This is a genomic window from Exiguobacterium sp. s129 (assembly GCF_018617585.1).
GTDB lineage: Bacteria > Bacillota > Bacilli > Exiguobacteriales > Exiguobacteriaceae > Exiguobacterium > Exiguobacterium aestuarii_A.
The window spans coordinates 15,902-31,900 of record NZ_JACSKL010000004.1; the positions used below are offsets into that span (position 1 = coordinate 15,902).

General features: G+C 48.0%; 20 protein-coding genes. 14 read left to right on the forward strand and 6 right to left on the reverse strand.

The window, feature by feature from the left end:
• Nucleotides 1-13: 13 nt before the first annotated feature.
• The 6 genes from KNO92_RS06095 to KNO92_RS06120 all read left to right on the forward strand — a co-directional run bounded on the left by KNO92_RS06095 (nt 14) and on the right by KNO92_RS06120 (nt 5,559).
• Nucleotides 14-343, forward strand: coding sequence for a nucleoside triphosphate pyrophosphohydrolase (locus KNO92_RS06095; protein ID WP_214760462.1), 330 nt, complete (start codon nt 14-16; stop codon nt 341-343).
• Nucleotides 336-2,699, forward strand: a complete 2,364-nt coding sequence (locus tag KNO92_RS06100) for a DEAD/DEAH box helicase family protein (RefSeq protein ID WP_214760464.1) — start codon at nt 336-338, stop codon at nt 2,697-2,699. Before KNO92_RS06095 ends, KNO92_RS06100 begins: the two co-directional genes overlap by 8 nt.
• Nucleotides 2,700-2,743: 44 nt before the next feature.
• Complete coding sequence (locus KNO92_RS06105; protein WP_214760466.1) at nt 2,744-3,001, forward strand: hypothetical protein; 258 nt, start codon at nt 2,744-2,746, stop codon at nt 2,999-3,001.
• 128 nt (nt 3,002-3,129) lie between these two features.
• Nucleotides 3,130-4,668, forward strand: coding sequence for a hypothetical protein (locus KNO92_RS06110; protein ID WP_214747869.1), 1,539 nt, complete (start codon nt 3,130-3,132; stop codon nt 4,666-4,668).
• A gap of 93 nt (nt 4,669-4,761) precedes the next feature.
• The gene (locus KNO92_RS06115) at nt 4,762-5,124 is read left to right on the forward strand and encodes a hypothetical protein (RefSeq protein WP_214760468.1); all 363 of its coding nucleotides are present in this window, start codon (nt 4,762-4,764) and stop codon (nt 5,122-5,124) included.
• Between the two features lie 12 nt (nt 5,125-5,136).
• The gene (locus KNO92_RS06120) at nt 5,137-5,559 is read left to right on the forward strand and encodes a stage III sporulation protein AH (protein WP_251127080.1); all 423 of its coding nucleotides are present in this window, start codon (nt 5,137-5,139) and stop codon (nt 5,557-5,559) included.
• A gap of 30 nt (nt 5,560-5,589) precedes the next feature.
• On the opposite strand, the gene KNO92_RS06125 is transcribed toward KNO92_RS06120, so the two are convergent.
• The 6 genes from KNO92_RS06125 to KNO92_RS06150 form a co-directional block, all read right to left on the reverse strand.
• Nucleotides 5,590-5,868, reverse strand: coding sequence for a CPCC family cysteine-rich protein (locus tag KNO92_RS06125; RefSeq protein ID WP_214760470.1), 279 nt, complete (start codon nt 5,866-5,868; stop codon nt 5,590-5,592).
• A gap of 79 nt (nt 5,869-5,947) precedes the next feature.
• Complete coding sequence (locus tag KNO92_RS06130; protein WP_214760472.1) at nt 5,948-6,310, reverse strand: DUF1304 domain-containing protein; 363 nt, start codon at nt 6,308-6,310, stop codon at nt 5,948-5,950.
• Between the two features lies 1 nt (nt 6,311).
• The gene (locus KNO92_RS06135) at nt 6,312-6,596 is read right to left on the reverse strand and encodes a putative quinol monooxygenase (protein ID WP_214760475.1); all 285 of its coding nucleotides are present in this window, start codon (nt 6,594-6,596) and stop codon (nt 6,312-6,314) included.
• 27 nt (nt 6,597-6,623) lie between these two features.
• Nucleotides 6,624-7,262 carry a nitroreductase family protein gene (locus KNO92_RS06140; RefSeq protein ID WP_214760477.1) on the reverse strand — a complete coding sequence of 213 codons (639 nt, stop codon included), beginning with the start codon at nt 7,260-7,262 and terminating at the stop codon, nt 6,624-6,626.
• A 23-nt stretch (nt 7,263-7,285) separates the two neighbouring features.
• Entirely contained in the window at nt 7,286-7,696 is a 411-nt protein-coding gene (locus KNO92_RS06145) for a MarR family winged helix-turn-helix transcriptional regulator (RefSeq protein WP_214760479.1), read from the reverse strand.
• 106 nt (nt 7,697-7,802) lie between these two features.
• On the reverse strand, nt 7,803-8,567 hold the full coding sequence (locus tag KNO92_RS06150; RefSeq protein WP_214760481.1) for a hypothetical protein: 765 nt from the start codon (nt 8,565-8,567) through the stop codon (nt 7,803-7,805).
• A gap of 183 nt (nt 8,568-8,750) precedes the next feature.
• Here KNO92_RS06150 and KNO92_RS06155 point away from each other — a divergent pair, with 183 nt between their 5' ends.
• The 8 genes from KNO92_RS06155 (at nt 8,751) to KNO92_RS06190 (ending at nt 15,901) form a co-directional block, all read left to right on the forward strand.
• On the forward strand, nt 8,751-9,140 hold the full coding sequence (locus tag KNO92_RS06155; RefSeq protein ID WP_214760483.1) for a GntR family transcriptional regulator: 390 nt from the start codon (nt 8,751-8,753) through the stop codon (nt 9,138-9,140).
• A complete protein-coding gene (locus tag KNO92_RS06160; RefSeq protein WP_214695225.1) occupies nt 9,127-10,008 on the forward strand; it encodes an ABC transporter ATP-binding protein in 882 nt (293 codons plus the stop codon). Before KNO92_RS06155 ends, KNO92_RS06160 begins: the two co-directional genes overlap by 14 nt.
• Complete coding sequence (locus KNO92_RS06165) at nt 9,998-11,122, forward strand: ABC transporter permease subunit (protein WP_214695227.1); 1,125 nt, start codon at nt 9,998-10,000, stop codon at nt 11,120-11,122. The genes KNO92_RS06160 and KNO92_RS06165 overlap by 11 nt, the downstream gene beginning before the upstream one ends.
• A 12-nt stretch (nt 11,123-11,134) precedes the next feature.
• Nucleotides 11,135-11,599 (forward strand): DUF4825 domain-containing protein, encoded by a 465-nt coding sequence (locus KNO92_RS06170; RefSeq protein ID WP_214760485.1) that lies wholly within the window; start codon nt 11,135-11,137, stop codon nt 11,597-11,599.
• A gap of 136 nt (nt 11,600-11,735) precedes the next feature.
• Nucleotides 11,736-13,409 (forward strand): AMP-binding protein, encoded by a 1,674-nt coding sequence (locus KNO92_RS06175; RefSeq protein ID WP_214760487.1) that lies wholly within the window; start codon nt 11,736-11,738, stop codon nt 13,407-13,409.
• A gap of 79 nt (nt 13,410-13,488) precedes the next feature.
• Nucleotides 13,489-14,067, forward strand: a complete 579-nt coding sequence (locus KNO92_RS06180) for a fatty acid metabolism transcriptional regulator FadR (protein WP_214695232.1) — start codon at nt 13,489-13,491, stop codon at nt 14,065-14,067.
• 80 nt (nt 14,068-14,147) lie between these two features.
• Nucleotides 14,148-14,921, forward strand: a complete 774-nt coding sequence (locus KNO92_RS06185) for an electron transfer flavoprotein subunit beta/FixA family protein (protein WP_031421365.1) — start codon at nt 14,148-14,150, stop codon at nt 14,919-14,921.
• Nucleotides 14,922-14,935: 14 nt separating this feature from the next.
• Nucleotides 14,936-15,901, forward strand: a complete 966-nt coding sequence (locus tag KNO92_RS06190; protein WP_214695236.1) for an electron transfer flavoprotein subunit alpha/FixB family protein — start codon at nt 14,936-14,938, stop codon at nt 15,899-15,901.
• The last annotated feature ends 98 nt before the right edge of the window (nt 15,902-15,999 follow it).

Consider the following 15,999-nt stretch of genomic DNA (forward strand, 5'->3'; position numbering starts at 1 on the left):
AGGGGGGATATATTTGAGTGAATACTTTAAACTAGTTCGTGACCGCATCCCTGAAATCATTCACGAGTCAGGAAAAGTACCGATTGTGAAGCAACTTACTCAAGCCGAACACTTCGAACAAGCACGCTTGAAACTCTATGAAGAAATCAAAGAGTATGAAGAGACAAACATTGATGAAGAGTCGCTGGAAGAGTTAGCTGACATTTTGGAATTGGTCTATACACTTGGGAACATGCATGGAGCAGACTTTGACGAATTGAATCAAATTCGTGAAGAGAAACGTCAAAAACGTGGCGGCTTTGAAAAGGGACTATTTTTAGAAGAGGTTCTGGATCATGAGTGACTTACGACTCCATACGAGCAACCTCGGCACTCCTTTACAAGAACACATAGACGCGGCGACTGAAATTTATATGGTCGTCGCGTTTGCTCAAGTGTCGGGAGTGAAAGAATTATCCGCTTCGTTAAGAAAAGCGGGTGAACGCGGTGCACAAATCAGAATCTTGGTGGGGGACTACCTGTATCTCACCAACCCTGATGCACTGGATATGCTGCTGGAAATCCCGAACATCGAGCTCAGGCTCTACCACTCCAAGGGGAGATCGTTCCATCCAAAGGCATATTTGTTCCGCACGTTCAATAGCGGTACATTTTTTGTGGGGTCCTCGAACTTATCACATAGTGCACTCAATCATGGAGTGGAATGGAATGTTGAAATTCCTTCGAGTATATCAGAGGAAGTGTTTGAAGAGTCGATCGCCGCGTTCCATGAATTATTTTATAGTGAATATTCGCAAATGATGAATCCAGTCTCGTTACAGCCTTACCGAGAAGAGTATGAAGCGCGAAAGGATCGAATGAAGGAGCTGGAGGTCGCTGAACACTCTCCCGTTTACATAGAAGATGATTCGATTACACCGACATCTGTCCAAGACGCAGCGTTATTGGCACTCCGAGAAACGATGGCGGAAGGTCGAAAAAAAGCGATGCTCGTTTTGGCGACTGGATTAGGAAAGACGTATTTAAGTGCATTTTTTGCTCGTCAATTCAAACGAGTCCTTTTCGTCGCGCATCAAAAAGAACTTTTGTTACAAGCAGAAAAGTCATTCCTCAACGTGGCGATCGACTGGAAGACCGGATTATTACTCGGAGGTGAATCACGAGATCAGGAAACTGCTGATGTCGTGTTCGCCTCGATTCAAACATTAGCTTCGAAACAAAGAATGGAACAATATAACCCGGAGCAATTCGATTTGATTATCGTGGATGAGTTTCATCATTCGGCGGCTCCATCTTACCGTCGGGTGCTAGATTATTTTCAACCGAAGTTCTTACTCGGTTTGACTGCAACGCCTGACCGTTTAGACGGGGGAGACGTCTACGCACTTTGTGATGATAACGTTGCTTTCCAGATGCACTTTACAGAAGCAATCGAAAAATCGTTTTTAACCCCGTTTCATTATGTAGGAATATACGATGAAATCGACTATTCTCAAATCCGACTAATCAATGGACGTCGTTATGATCAAGAGGAATTACTAGCAGAGCAGTTAAAAGAAAGTGTTGCCGAGAAGATTTATAAGGCGTGGGCAGAACATCATCAATCGAGAGCGCTCGGTTTTTGTTCATCCGTTATACAAGCTGAATATTTGGCAGATTATTTCAGGAGACAAGGTGTGCAGGCAGTGGCACTTCATAGTCAGACCGAGTATGATCGTACCGAAGTGATTTCTCAGTTAAAGCGTGGACAATTGGACATCATTTTTGCAGTGAATCTATTTAATGAAGGTGTCGATATTCCTGAAATCGATACGTTATTGTTCTGTCGTCCGACAGAATCATTGACAGTGTTCACCCAGCAAATCGGACGAGGACTACGTCTATCAACAGGAAAGACACATTGTACGATTATCGATTTGATTGGGAACTATAAAAACATTGATAAGAAACTGGCGCTATTGACGATAGACGGTTCAGATTCACTGAAGAAGGTTCCAACATCAAATAATTTACCTATTTCGTGTACAATCGAATTTGATTTAGAGACTGTCGATCTTTTGAAGAAAATGATGACTCGTTCTTCGACACGACATCAATTATTAGAACGAGATTATTTCATGGTGAAGGAAGAGCTAGGGAGACGACCTACCTACTTAGAACTAATCCAACGAGGCGAATATTCATTGGACGCTTATCAATCCGAAAGGAAGCACTTTGGTGGCTTCTTCCGCTTTTTAAAGAAGATTGGTGAGTTAACAGACGGTGAGTTAAGTGTTTTTGAAAATATGTATCCTCTTTTATACGAAGTGGAGGATACAAGAATGACAACAAGTTATAAGATGGTTGTATTGTCCGTCATGTTAGAGCGGGGAGAACAAATGTGGTACACTCCTTTGAAAGCATCTGATGCCGCTTATCCGTTTTATGATTACTTGACGAGCGTACCTTATCGTCAACAGATTGATGGAAAGACAAAAGACTTTCAGCAACCCTTCCATCAACAACGGATTGAAAAATTGTTGTTACGGATGCCATTCGATAAAATTGCCAAAGGACCGTTTTATGTAGAAGGTGAAAGCCTACATATCGAATTCAATGAAGAGCTCCGCAATCCGATTGTTTATGAATGGGTGAACCAGATTGTAGAAGTTCGGTTACATTACTACTTCAGTCGGAAAGCGCAACGATCATCAAATTGATTGATTTAGTGATATTGAAAGAAAAAGTAGAAAGGTGGGGTAATGTGAAACGCCTATTACTACGCAAAATCCAATTCGCCCTCCAGCACCATGGTGGGACGGCATCTTTACAAGATATTTATGCGTATGTCGAAAAATCCTATTATCAACTTGAACTCGATCGCTATAAAGATTGGAAAGGGCACGTTAATAAACAGATCCGTGCGCATTCCAGTGATTCAGCGAGCTTTACCGGGAAAGAGGACCTCTTTTATTCCACAGGAAATAAAGGCATTTGGGGTCTCAGACAATCCAATACATAACGAAAGCGGGACCAATTTCACTTGGTTCCGCTTTCAATGTTTACAAAACATCACACCCTATTGTCACACAATGTTCATTCCTGTACACTTCGATATTGTGTGCTAAAAATTATGTTAGGGGTTAGTCAATGGAACTTGTACAGCAATTATCTCAAATGCAACTCATCAACCAATTCTGGTTGCTTATGGCCTTCATCATCCCGATGGTCATTTTATCTCGTATGGTCGTGGCTGGGACACGCTTCTCGCCGATCCTCGTCATCGTCATCTTCGGTCTTGGTCTCGGCTTCGGTATGGTCGAGCTCGGCATCGCGACACCGGGACTTCCTGAATTCCCGCTCGTCGACTTCTTGTCACGGACGACAATCATCGCGTTAGTCGTTTCGTTCTTCGTCGGTGGACAGGAACTTCGTAAGATCTTAAGCAAACAAGAGCTCGACATGGAAGACATCGTGGTTCCTGCAAAAGAGGAGATGTTCCTCGGAACGGGACGTACGCAGTTCATCTTCATCCTTCGTTCGTTCTTCTTGCTCGTCGGTTTGGAAGGGTTCTTCCGTATGGCAATCGAGCCAGGTACGGCAGAGGGGATTGCGCTTTACTACCCAATCCTCGCGCTTCTCGGTCTCGCTGTGTCGTTCTTACTCATCGACCATAAAGCACAGATTCAGGACAAGAAAGTATACATGCAAAAAGGTGTCATCGAGACAGTCCTCTTGCTTGTCATCTTGTTCGTCTCGTTCTTGATTGCGACAGCAGTCCAGCCGATTATCGCACTTCCGCAAATCTTCTTCGCAATGTTGATCTCGTCAGCACTCGGTGCCATCTTCCATAACTGGACGTATGGACCGACTGTCCGCGCGCTTCTATTCGCAGGGATTCCGGTCGTCTTGGCTGCCAACTTCATGGTTGGTGGTTCACGAATCGGTGACGCATTCGCCATCGAAGGCATGAACTCGATTCTCGTATACGGCTTCTTCGGTCAGTTGTTCTGGATGTTCGGTGGAATCGCACTCATCATGTGGTTCGCTCGTACGGGTCATATCCGTAATCTCGCGCCAGGTATGGCGGGATCACTTTCACACAGTGGTCTCACAGGTGCGTGTACGGCTGGGGACTTTGGTCAAGTGGCGGCAAAACGTGCGCCAATCATGATCAACATCCCGTTCTTCGGACATATCTTCGTCTTCTCGATCCTCGCGGTCAGTGCCGACAACGGCGCGCTCTGGATTTGGCCGACAGCCATCATCGTCTTGATCGGTCTCGCGCTCACTGCGCTCGCGTTGAAAAACTTACGTGCGGCGAACGGAGAAGACTTCAAAGAAGTCAAAGCCCTTATGCAGTTCTCGTTCGGATGGCAGATGATGGCCGTCTTCGGTGGTCTCGTCATCTTGACGTTCAGCACGATTGCATTTGATTACACGACGATGGCACAGTCGTCAGCGATCTCGCACTTCGGCTTGTTCGCAGCGGTCCAAGGCGGTATGTTCGGGACGGAAGCATCGCTTCTCATCCCGCTCATCTTCTCGATGCCTTTCCTCGTACACCCGATCGTCTTCTACATGTTCGGGAAAGCACTCGACAACAATGGCGAAATGCCACGTGTGCCGGTATATGCGATGGCGCTCGTTGGTGTCGTCGGCGTATCTGCAGCGATTTTCGTCTTATAAGAACTCAATTCCGCTCTGACTTCGGTCAGGGCGGTTTTTTATTTGATGATTTGGATATGGTAGACTTTGGATAGTGAAAGTGGGGGAGAGTGCATGAAAAAGTGGTTGTTCTTCGGTTTTATTGTGTTGATTGTAGCTTGGGCCTGGGTGACACCGATGTATACGACAAGTCCAGATATGGATGACTTTGTGAGCTGGTTCGAGGAAACATATTCGGTACAATGTGAAGATGAGAGCTGTGACGCATTTACGCTGATTGGGGATCAGACAAATACATATGTGAATGAAGAAGGGTATATGAAACAGTCCAGTGGCTTTTTCACTTTCGACATGGAGGTAAGGCGATTATATCGAAGTGTTGAAGAACCCAAACGAGTCGGGACGATTGAAGTGAGATGGAATCAAGATTCGTTTGAGATTACGGAAGAGGCGGGTATCTTTGTTTCTTCGCCATAGGAGACTTGAAGCATGCTGATGATCACTCAGGATATAAAGGGGAAGCGCTATGAGGCGCTCATCGATACTTTGCTTGAGCACTGCACTCACTTTGCGTTCGTGGAAGACAGGCGCCGAATGGAGATCGAAGAAGAGCGCCTGGCGTATATGGATGTACTGACGGAAGAGATTCGTTGGGATTTGATGGAACGAACCATCGTAAGTGAATGGGAGACGACAAGACTATCTAGGGATACGGCGTATCTATATTCGTTCCATATGAATTATCGGACAGCACAGTTCCTAAAAGAGCATGGTGGCTCATTGTTCAGATGGATCCATCCGGAACTGCCCGAAGACTTGATGTTTTATTCGGGGGATACGTGCGTGCTCGCGGTATGTTCTCATGAATCGTTCTTTGTCGTAGATAAAGTGATGTGGAGGCAGATTCAATGAGATGAATGATTAAGGTCACCTCTTATACTATTATGTCAGCTTGTTAGGATACGGTTTCCAGTCTGGGTCTTTTCTGTCGCGTTCATGTGGTTTTCTGACAGCGTCACAAAAGAGCCGATCACTCGCACCGAAGCGGATGTAATTTTGTTGAGCCTGTCGAAGCGACACCGTATTCGCACCGCCTTCATAATCGGGATCGTCGAATTGAACCCCGTCGTCCTCCCAAAAACAGATTCGACAAATGTCGTATGTGCCTGGAGGTTCTTCTTCTAACGTCTGGTAGCCACAACATGGGCATGTGTATCTCAAAATCATCACCTCTTCTTTAGTATAGTAGATACAAGCAAAAAAGCGTCCGACCTTTTCAATAGGTCGAACGCTTTTTCTGTCATGACATCACCATCGAGATCAACGTCAACATGGCGAGCCCACCTTGTGTCAGGATAATCTTCTTGTCACTCGTGATACTGCCATATAGGGCAACGAGAATGATATATGTCAGAATCATAGTGACAATCTCGACCGGATTGGGGGAGACGTATAGCCCGTATAAGAGCCCGACCCCGATCAATCCGTTATACACCCCTTGATTTTTGAACAAAACCGACACCGAGTCTCTCGTCAGCTCGTCTTTCGACATGCGGAAGACACGTGACGTCGAGGAAGAGGCCGTCGCGATCGTCTCTAAATAGAAGATATAAAAGAATTCGACAGCGACGAATGTCCCGAGCACAAGGGTGAGCGTCGACATGTTAGTTGACTGCTGCTACTTGGATGACTGGTTTCGCTGACACGTAGTTCGCGACGTTTTGTGCGAAGTTGATGAGGGCCGGGTTTTGGTTGTGCTGCTCGAGAGCTGCTTGGTCTTCCCAGTTCTCGATCATGACGAAACGGTTCTCGACAGACGTTGACTCGTATAGGTCATATCCGACGCAGCCCGCTTCTTGTTTTGATGAGTCGATTAAAACTTGGATGTCACGCAAGAAGTTCTCGCGTTGTGAAGCTTGGATATCAAATGTGGCGTTTACTAAGATCATGGTTAATTCCTCCGATTGTTTAATAAATTATTTGAATGAAGTGACTGTTTGAGCGTCAAGACGAACTGATGTGTAACCTTCTTCTGCAGCTTTCCCGACAGACAAGATCATGACAGGTACATAACGGTCTTTGTCGAGACCGAACGCTTCAGCGAGTTGGTCTTTCTCGAAACCACCGATTGGGTTCGTGTCATAGCCATGTGCACGTGCTGTGAGCATGAATTGCATCGCTGCGAGACTCGCATCGATTTTCACGATGTCATTCATCTTTTGTTTCGAGAGGTTTTTGTAGTAAGGGATGATTGCGCCGAGCTGTTGATCACGAACTTCTTGTGGCATTTTGCCTTCTGCGACGGCTTGATCGTAGATTTGTTCGCCGTACTCGTAGCACTCCATGTCTCCGAAGATGAGGAGCATCGCAGAAGATGAATCGTTTTGACGCGTGTTGAAGCGGATGAGCGGCTTGAGTGTCTCTTTCGCTTCTGGGCTTTCGACGACGACGAAGCGCCATGGTTGCATGTTGACCGATGATGGGGCAGTCGTTGCTTCCTGAATCATCTCGAGCATCTCTTCTTGTGAGATTTTCACGTTCTCGTCATAGACACGGATTGATTTACGACCGAACATAACGTCTTTGAATGTATTGTTTTCGAATGTAGTTGCCATTGGTGAATTCCTTCTTTCTCTGTTTAGGTGTGACTGTTCAATTTTTGAAGCAGTCCGGATAAATGTTGAATCTCTTCAGCGGACAAGGCTTGTAAGACGAGGTGGTTGGCCTGTTCGTCTCGTTCGCAATCCCTTAGGTCTTGCTCTGCTTTCTCTGTCACACGGACGAACATCTCACGATGGTTCTCCGCGTTCCGCTCTCTGACGACATATCCTTTTTCTTCGAGGATCTTTAAGTGTCGGGTGATGGCGGCATTATCGATTTTCATTTCTTCTTTTATCTCGCGTTGCGAACAAACGCCTCGTTCTTTGACGACTTGTAGCATCTCGTAGCGGGTCAGGCTGAAGCCCGTTTCCCGTTCGAACGACGATGCGACGTTTTGTTCCGCTAACTTGATTTGGTAAAGTAATCGGCTGATTTCACGTAGGTCCATTGCGTCCCACCTTTCTCAATTGACTTATCAATCGTTGACTTGTCAAACGATACAACGTTTCGGATTACCTGTAAAGTCAAACGCTCAAAAAAAGACGACACCGAAATTACCGTGTCGTCTTGTCTTCGATGGGAGTGCCATCAAAATGATATTCTGTCATGAACGTCGTCTCGTCGAACCCGTAAAGGCGGTCGTAGGCGTTCAAATCCTCAATCGTCCGCACGTCGAGGAATGACGGGTCGATGTCAGACGCTTCGCGCGTGAACATCATGTACCGTTCCGTATAGTCGTCATTGCCACCCGGCTTCCCGTCGAACGAGAAATGGATCGAGTAGACGTCAGGCTCGATGTCACGCATGACGTCTAGAATCCGTTGTTTCTGTTCGTCCGCGTTGTTCCAGTCTTCATGAAACATGATCGAGACGTCGAGATACGTTTCCGGACTCGTTTCATAGATAGACGTCGGGGTCGGGGTGACGTTCGCTTGCGCATCATCGGACACACCGGTTGGCACCTCCGCCCGGATGGTCTCTTCCTCTTTTAATATTCCTTGCGATATGAGCCGTTCGTGAATTGTCCGCTCCGCCTCGCGTTCCCAATACGTCTCGAGCACGTTGTCATGGATGGAGCCGTCTCCATACGTCTCGAGAAAATAAGTGCCGGCGAATGGTTCTTTCGTCAATGTGACTTCCCCGACATAACCGCCCATCTTCCAATCCCGTGACAGTTCGATGTCGGGTTGTTCCTGATACGTTTCTTTTACATAAGTACTATATGCATCTCGTGCCTCGGATTTCTCAAGTGTCGTATACGTAAAGAAGCTAGCAGCGAGAAGCCCGCCGACAATGCCTGCCACGATTCGTTTTTTCATCCATTCGTCACCTCTTTCCCAATGTACCTCATATATCGAGGAGAAACCTCGGTCCAAAGTCTTATTCAAATCATTTCCATTTCCCTGTAAACTGAAAGTGCCCTCGAAATACTATTGCAATTACGTGTACTAATACATATAATACACTTAAAGAGTGACATTGACTATGAGAGGGTGTGACCCATGTTATACAAAATTGATATGAAGAGTTCAGAACCGCTTTACGAACAAATCGTCAGTCAAACGAAAGAGCTCGTCATCCGAGGCATCTTACGACCGGGAGACAAAGTGATGTCTGTGCGTGAACTTGCCACCGACCTCGTCATCAATCCGAATACTGTCAGTAAGGCGTATCAGGAGTTGGAGCGACTTGGCCTCCTCGAGATGCGACGCGGGCGCGGGACGTTCGTCTCCGAAGATTGGGTAGACGATGATGCATCAAGAGAACCGGTCATCGCATCGATCAAGAAGATTGCGATTGATTGCCATTATGCGAATGTGCCATTAGAAGAAGCCATCGACGTATTGCGGACCGAATATGAGAAAGTAGGGGAAGCCAATGCTGAAAGTTGAGCAATTAAGTAAACAAATCGACCGCCAGACGATTTTGGACGGAATTGACTTTACCGTCGAATCAGGAGAAATCGTTGCGCTCGTCGGGCGTAACGGTGCCGGCAAGACGACACTTCTCCGGACGATGGTCGGAATCATCCGCCCCGACCAGGGAGACGTGTTATATGGAACGAAAAGTATCTTTAAAGACGCAGGATTGAAGCGGGACGTCATCTTCGTACCGGATTCGGCAGATGCGCTCAAACATTATACGGTAAACGAAGCGACGGACTTGTACGAGTCAATCTATCCATCGTTCAATCGTTCCGCCTTCCGTGAGACGTTGACGCGTTATAACATCGAGAACAAAAAGATTCGTCAACTGTCAAAAGGACAGAAGGCGCTCGTCACGTTATCACTCGCTTTCGCCGTCCAAGCGAAATACTACCTGCTTGATGAACCGACGGACGGGCTAGACGTCGTCGCCAAGTCAGACGTGTTGAAACTGATGATCGCCCAGGTTGAGAAGCGGAACTGCTCGATCATCGTCTCGAGCCACCAGTTGCACGAACTAGAACGAATCGCCGACCGCATCATCATGATCGAGAAAGGGCGCGTCAAAGCAATCATGTCGCTCGAAGAGGCGCGTGCCCTCAGCATCAAGTGGCAAGTCGTCTTCAACGATCATGTCCCCGTCGAGTTGCTCGAACGAAAAGATATCGAAATCATTAGTGTGACAGGACGTGTCGTGCTATTCATGGCAAAAGAACGAACGGACGAGCTCGAGGCGTTCATCGATTCATACAATCCGATGCTCATCGAAGAGATCCCGATGTCTCTCGAAGACGTGTTCCGTATCCAGTTAGGAGGAGAAGCTCATGCCGTCTAAAGTGTTGTTGAAAAAAGATTGGAAACAAGTGTCGCTGCTTTGGATCTTGCTCGTCTTCTTAGGTATCGTCGCCTTCACAGTGCCGGTATGGACGGATATGTATGCGTACGAACAACAGATTCTTGAAATTAAACAAAACCCGAGCGACTTCCCAGATATCGTGACAGGTGATGTGAACGAGATGGTGCCGGAAGACTTCTTCGGGGATGGATCTGGATACGGATACCTCGGAGGTCTGAACGGACTCATTCCGTCAGGCGGTGTCATTTTCTTGTTTGTCATCTTCGGTGCCCTCATGGCGTCCGTGTTGATCGGAAGTGAACGCAACAGCCAAATGTCCGATTTCACGATGTCGTTACCGTACACGCGTACCCAGCTATACATATCGAAATGGGTGCTCGGTGCGACAGGAATTGTAACATCGACCTTGATTGGTGGGGCGTTGATGTTCCTCATCATCCGCTTCTCCGATTACTCCTTCTTGATGGAAGGGAAAGAGTTCAAGGTGATTGCGATGATTCTATTCTTGATGCTGTCCGGAATTTCGTTCTTCTCGCTCTCATTATGGATGGGATCGTTTGGCGGAGAGTCCATCTCACAAGTCATCTGGACGTTTGTCGCGCTCATCTTTCCGATGGGGATTTTACTCCTCGTCCAAGGTTCACTCTATGCCTTTTTCCCAGATCGACTCTTCTTGTTCGTTGAAGAAGCGTTTGAAAGTATCCCGATGCGAATTTTGTCACCGCTAAACAATATTTTCAATGTCGATATGTATTCAGTGTATACGGATCAGTCGGTGTGGAATGACTTTATCACGTACGCCCCGATTCTTGCGATCGCGAACATCGTGCTCACATTCGGTCTCGGGTTGTGGATGTTCAAGGAAGCACCACAAGAGAACAACGGACGCTTCTTCATGTTCTCGAGCTGGTTGTGGCTCATCCATATCGTCATCGTCATTTGCTTCGCGATGTTAGGTGGCGTATTGTTCTCGGTCATCTCGTACCCGCAAAACATGATCTTGTATGTGATTGGCTTCGTGATTGCGGCCTTCCTGGCGCACTTACTCGCCAAACGCTTGCTCTACCGCTTCAACTTGAAACTCAAATCGTAAGGAGGGACACCTATGAAACGCTTCTGTCTGTTGCTCGTTCTCGCCATCTCACTAGTAGGTTGCACGAATCCGGAACCGAACGCCTTTGAATACAAAGGTTCGAAAGTCGGGGACAATGCCGCCGTCGTTGGGATTGCCGGAAGCTTACCGCTACACGAATGCTATCAATCGGTCGAGTTGCAGACGAAGAAGCGTCCTTATGGGTTGACCGTCCGTTATGAAGATCCAGAAATGGAGCGAGCAGAGCAAGAGCGCCTAGCGATTCGGAATGCGGCTACTTACTTCACGCTCATTCCGAATGCGGAAATCGTCCGCTTCGCTTTCCCTAACCGGACGTATGCCTTCTCCCGGCCAGAGATGGAAGCGTGGTTCGGAACGGATTTCTCGAACATTCGTCACGAGAATGAGTTACATCAACTGATGAATCAGAAGTTGGAACAGCTGGATTCAAAAGATTCCTATTTTAGGCGGGTATGACAGCGATTGGATGACAAATCCAATCGCTTTTTTTGATATTTTCTGAAAATTATCGGGTAAAGGGTAGATGAAAGCGTTTTCTTAGCTTTATAATGGAGTTAACTGAATGAGTATTCATTTCCAAGGAGGAACAGCGATGAACAAACCGTGGTTACAAGATTATCCAGAAGGTATGCCCCAGTCGATTGATTACGAGGTAAAGCCGCTCTATGAGGCATTGTCTCGCGCAGCAAAGGATTATCCGAATCGTACGGCCGTCTCCTTTATCGGGAAAGAGTGGACATTCGCGGAGATCGATGATGCCGCACGTCGACTCGCCACGATGCTCCAAGCGAAAGGGCTTGAAAAGGGGGACCGCGTCAGCCTCATGCTTCCGAACTGTCCTCAATACGTGATCTCGTTCTATGCCGTGCTCTATGCAGGGGGGACCGTCGTCCAGACGAACCCGCTCTATACGGAACGGGAGCTTGATAACCTCGTCACAGACGCGGGCGTGAAAATCGTCATCACCCTCGACTTGCTCTATCCGAAAACGCTTCGCGTCAGTGAGAAGACGGAGATTCAGACCGTGATCACGACGAGTATCGCCGACTACCTACCGTTCCCGAAAAACAAGTTGTATCCGATCAAAGTGAAACGTGAAAACAATATCGTCATCGATACGACCGGTTCGACGCCATTTAAAGACTACAAGGACTTTAATCCGGTCACACCGCTCGACATCGATCCGAAAGAAGACGTCGCGGTTCTTCAATATACAGGAGGGACGACGGGACTTCCGAAAGGCGTCATGTTGACGCACTTCAACTTGACGGCGAATGCGGATCAAATCACGAACTTATTCTATAAGTATAGTCGCGGGGACGAGAAGCGCGTCTTGTGTGTCGTTCCGTTCTTCCACGTCTACGGGATGTCGTGCTGTCTGAACTTCGGGATCACGAACGGATATGAGCTCGTGCTCGTGCCGCGCTTCGAAGTGACGGATGTCCTGAAGACGATTCAAAAGAAAAAGCCGCACTTCTTCCCAGGTGCTCCGACGATGTATGTCGGGATTTTGAACGACCCGAAACTGAAAAAGTACGACTTGTCATCGATTGAGGCGTGTATCTCAGGTTCGGCACCGCTTCCGATTGAGGTACAAGAGGAGTTCGAGAAGATCACTGGTGGTCGCATCGTCGAAGGATATGGATTGTCTGAGACGTCCCCGGTCACACATGCGAACTTCTTGTGGGATAAACGCATCGTCGGCTCAATCGGCGCGCCACTCTCGGATACTTCTGCTAAAATAGTAAAAGCAGACGGAGAGACGGAAGCAGATATCGGCGAGATCGGTGAAATCATGCTGAGCGGTCCGCAAGTCATGAAAGGCTATTGGCAAAAACCGGAGGAGACGGCAGCCGTCTTGAAAGATGGATGGCTCGCGACGGGTGACCTCGGATATATGGGTGAGGACGGATTCTTCTATATTGTCGACCGGAAGAAAGATATGATCATCGCCGGTGGATTCAACGTCTATCCACGTGAAATCGAAGAAGTGCTCTACGAACATCCGGCCGTCAAGGAAGCGGTCTGTATCGGTGTTCCTGACCCGTATCGTGGTGAGACGGTCAAAGCGTTCATCGTCCTTCGTGACGGGTCGAGCGTGACCGAAGAAGAGCTCGACAAGCATTGTCGTGAGAAGCTCGCGGCTTATAAAGTGCCGAAGCTGTACGAGTTCCGTGACGAGTTGCCGAAGACGTTCGTCGGTAAAATTTTACGCCGTGTCCTCGTCGACGAAGAGAAGGCGAAACAAGTGAAACAAAGCAGTTGACACCAAGCGTACGCATGATAGAATAATAAATGAATGAACCATCATTCATTTTTCTGCAGCGGTAAGGAGCTTGGGGTTAATGACAAATCATATTTCGAAAAGTGACCGAATCATTGATGCGGCGGTCAAAGTAATTGCCAATCATGGCTATCACGGTGCAAAGGTGACAGCCATCGCCAAAGAGGCGGGTGTCGCGGACGGCACGATCTATTTGTACTTCAAAAACAAGGAGCATCTCTTGATCGAGTTGTTCCAAGCGAAGATGGGGCTGTTCATCGACTACTCGAAACAACAAATCGGGAACGAGACGACAGCCGGGGATCAGTTGTATCAGTTGATTGAATCACATTTAAAACAACTGTCGGCCGATTACGACCTTGCCGTCGTGACACAAATCGAACTGCGACAGTCGAACTTGGTGCTTCGCCAAAAAATTGGAGAAGTGCTCAAACCATACTTGAATTTGATTGATTCGGTCGTCAAACACGGAATCGAGACAGGAGAGTTCGACAAGGATCTAGATTATCGACTCGCCCGTCAAATGATTTTCGGCACAATCGATGAGGTTGTGACGAGCTGGATGGCGAGCGGCTTCAAGTACGACTTGATGTCGACGCTTCCGAATGTGCACCATATGTTAAAGAAGGGGCTTACTTAACAGTGAGCCCTATCACTAGCTCAAAAAATGAATGCTGATTCATGAATGATGGGAAAGAATTGACTAAAGGGGGATCAACCATGAATATTTTTGTTTTGCTGAAACGTACGTTTGATACTGAGGAAGCGATTCAGCTCGAGAATGGGGAAATTCAAGAAGACGGCGCTGAGTTCATCATCAACCCGTATGACGAATATGCGGTCGAAGAAGCGATTCAAAAACGTGACGCACTCGGGGGAGAGGTCACGGTCGTCACGGTAGGACCAGAAGACGCGGACAAAGAGCTTCGTACAGCGCTCGCCATGGGAGCGGACAAAGCTGTTCGTATCTCGATCGAGGATGATGTCGAAGATGCGGACCACGTCACGATTTCAAAAGTGCTCGCCACATACTTGAAAGAACAAGATGCAGACCTCATCTTTGCAGGGAACGTTGCAATCGATGGCGGTAGCGGACAAGTCGCACCACGTGTCGCAGAACTTCTCGACATGAACTACGTGACGACGATCACGGCTCTTGAAATCGACGGCACGACGGCTACGGTCACACGTGACGTCGAAGGGGATACGGAAGTCATCGAAGTCGCACTCCCACTTCTCGTGACGGCGCAACAAGGGTTGAACGAACCACGTTACCCGAGCTTGCCTGGGATCATGAAAGCGAAGAAGAAACCACTCGAAGAACTCGAACTCATGGACATCGACCTCGATGAAGATGAAATCGAAGCGAAAATCGAGACGATTGAACGATTCTTACCAGAAGAGAAGAAAGCCGGCCGTATCCTTGAAGGCGACATGTCGACACAAGTGAGCGAGCTCGTACAACTTCTTCGCACGGAAGCGAAAGTCATTTAAGGGGGAGATCATAGATGAAAGCTTTAGTACTCGCAGAAGCGCGTGAAGGCGCGTTACGTAACGTATCATTCGAAGCCATCGCTGCGGCGAAGCAATTGACAGACGATGTGACGGCAGTCGTGATTGGGGATCACGTGCAATCACTCGCGCAAGAACTTGGGGAGTATGGCGCAAGCCGTGTCCTCGTCGTTGAAGACGATCGCCTCAAACACTATACGCCAGACGGCTACGGGCAAGTGCTCCGTCAGTTGATTGAACAAGAAAGTCCAGACATGATCGTCCTCGGTCACACGGCTCTCGGGAAAGACATCGCACCGAAACTCGCGGCACGTCTCGATGCCGGACTCATCAGTGACGTCGTCTCCATCGAGGGAACAGGTCGTGACGCTGAGTTCGTTCGCCCAATCTACTCAGGGAAGGCGTTCGAGAAAGTGAAGTTCAAAGACTCGGTCATGTTCTTCACAATTCGTCCGAACAACATCGACGCACTCGCGCGTCAAGCAGGTGCAAGCGTCTCAGTTGAAACGCCAGCAGTCGAATTGAAAGACCTGGCGATGATTGTCAAAGAAGTCGTTCGTAAGGCGACTGGGAAAGTCGACTTGGCGGAAGCGAAAGTCATCGTCGCAGGCGGACGTGGCGTGAAGAGCGAAGACGGCTTCAAACCACTTGAAGAGTTGGCTGAACTTCTCGGAGGAGCGGTCGGTGCTTCACGTGGAGCATGTGACGCCGACTACTGCGATTACGCGCTTCAAATCGGACAAACGGGTAAAGTCGTCACACCAGACCTTTACATCGCATGCGGAATCTCTGGAGCAATCCAACACTTGGCAGGGATGAGTAACGCGAAGGTCATCGTCGCGATCAACAAGGATCCGGAAGCGAACATCTTCAGCGTGGCAGACTATGGCATCGTCGGTGACCTATTCGATGTCGTCCCAATGTTGACAGAAGAGTTCCGCAAGCACCTCGTCAATAGCTAATAAGCAAAACGTTTTGGGGTTGTTACCCTCCGTGGTATACTCTGAACATGAATTGCATGAGAGTTCTACATCAGGACTCTCTCATCTTATTGGGGAGG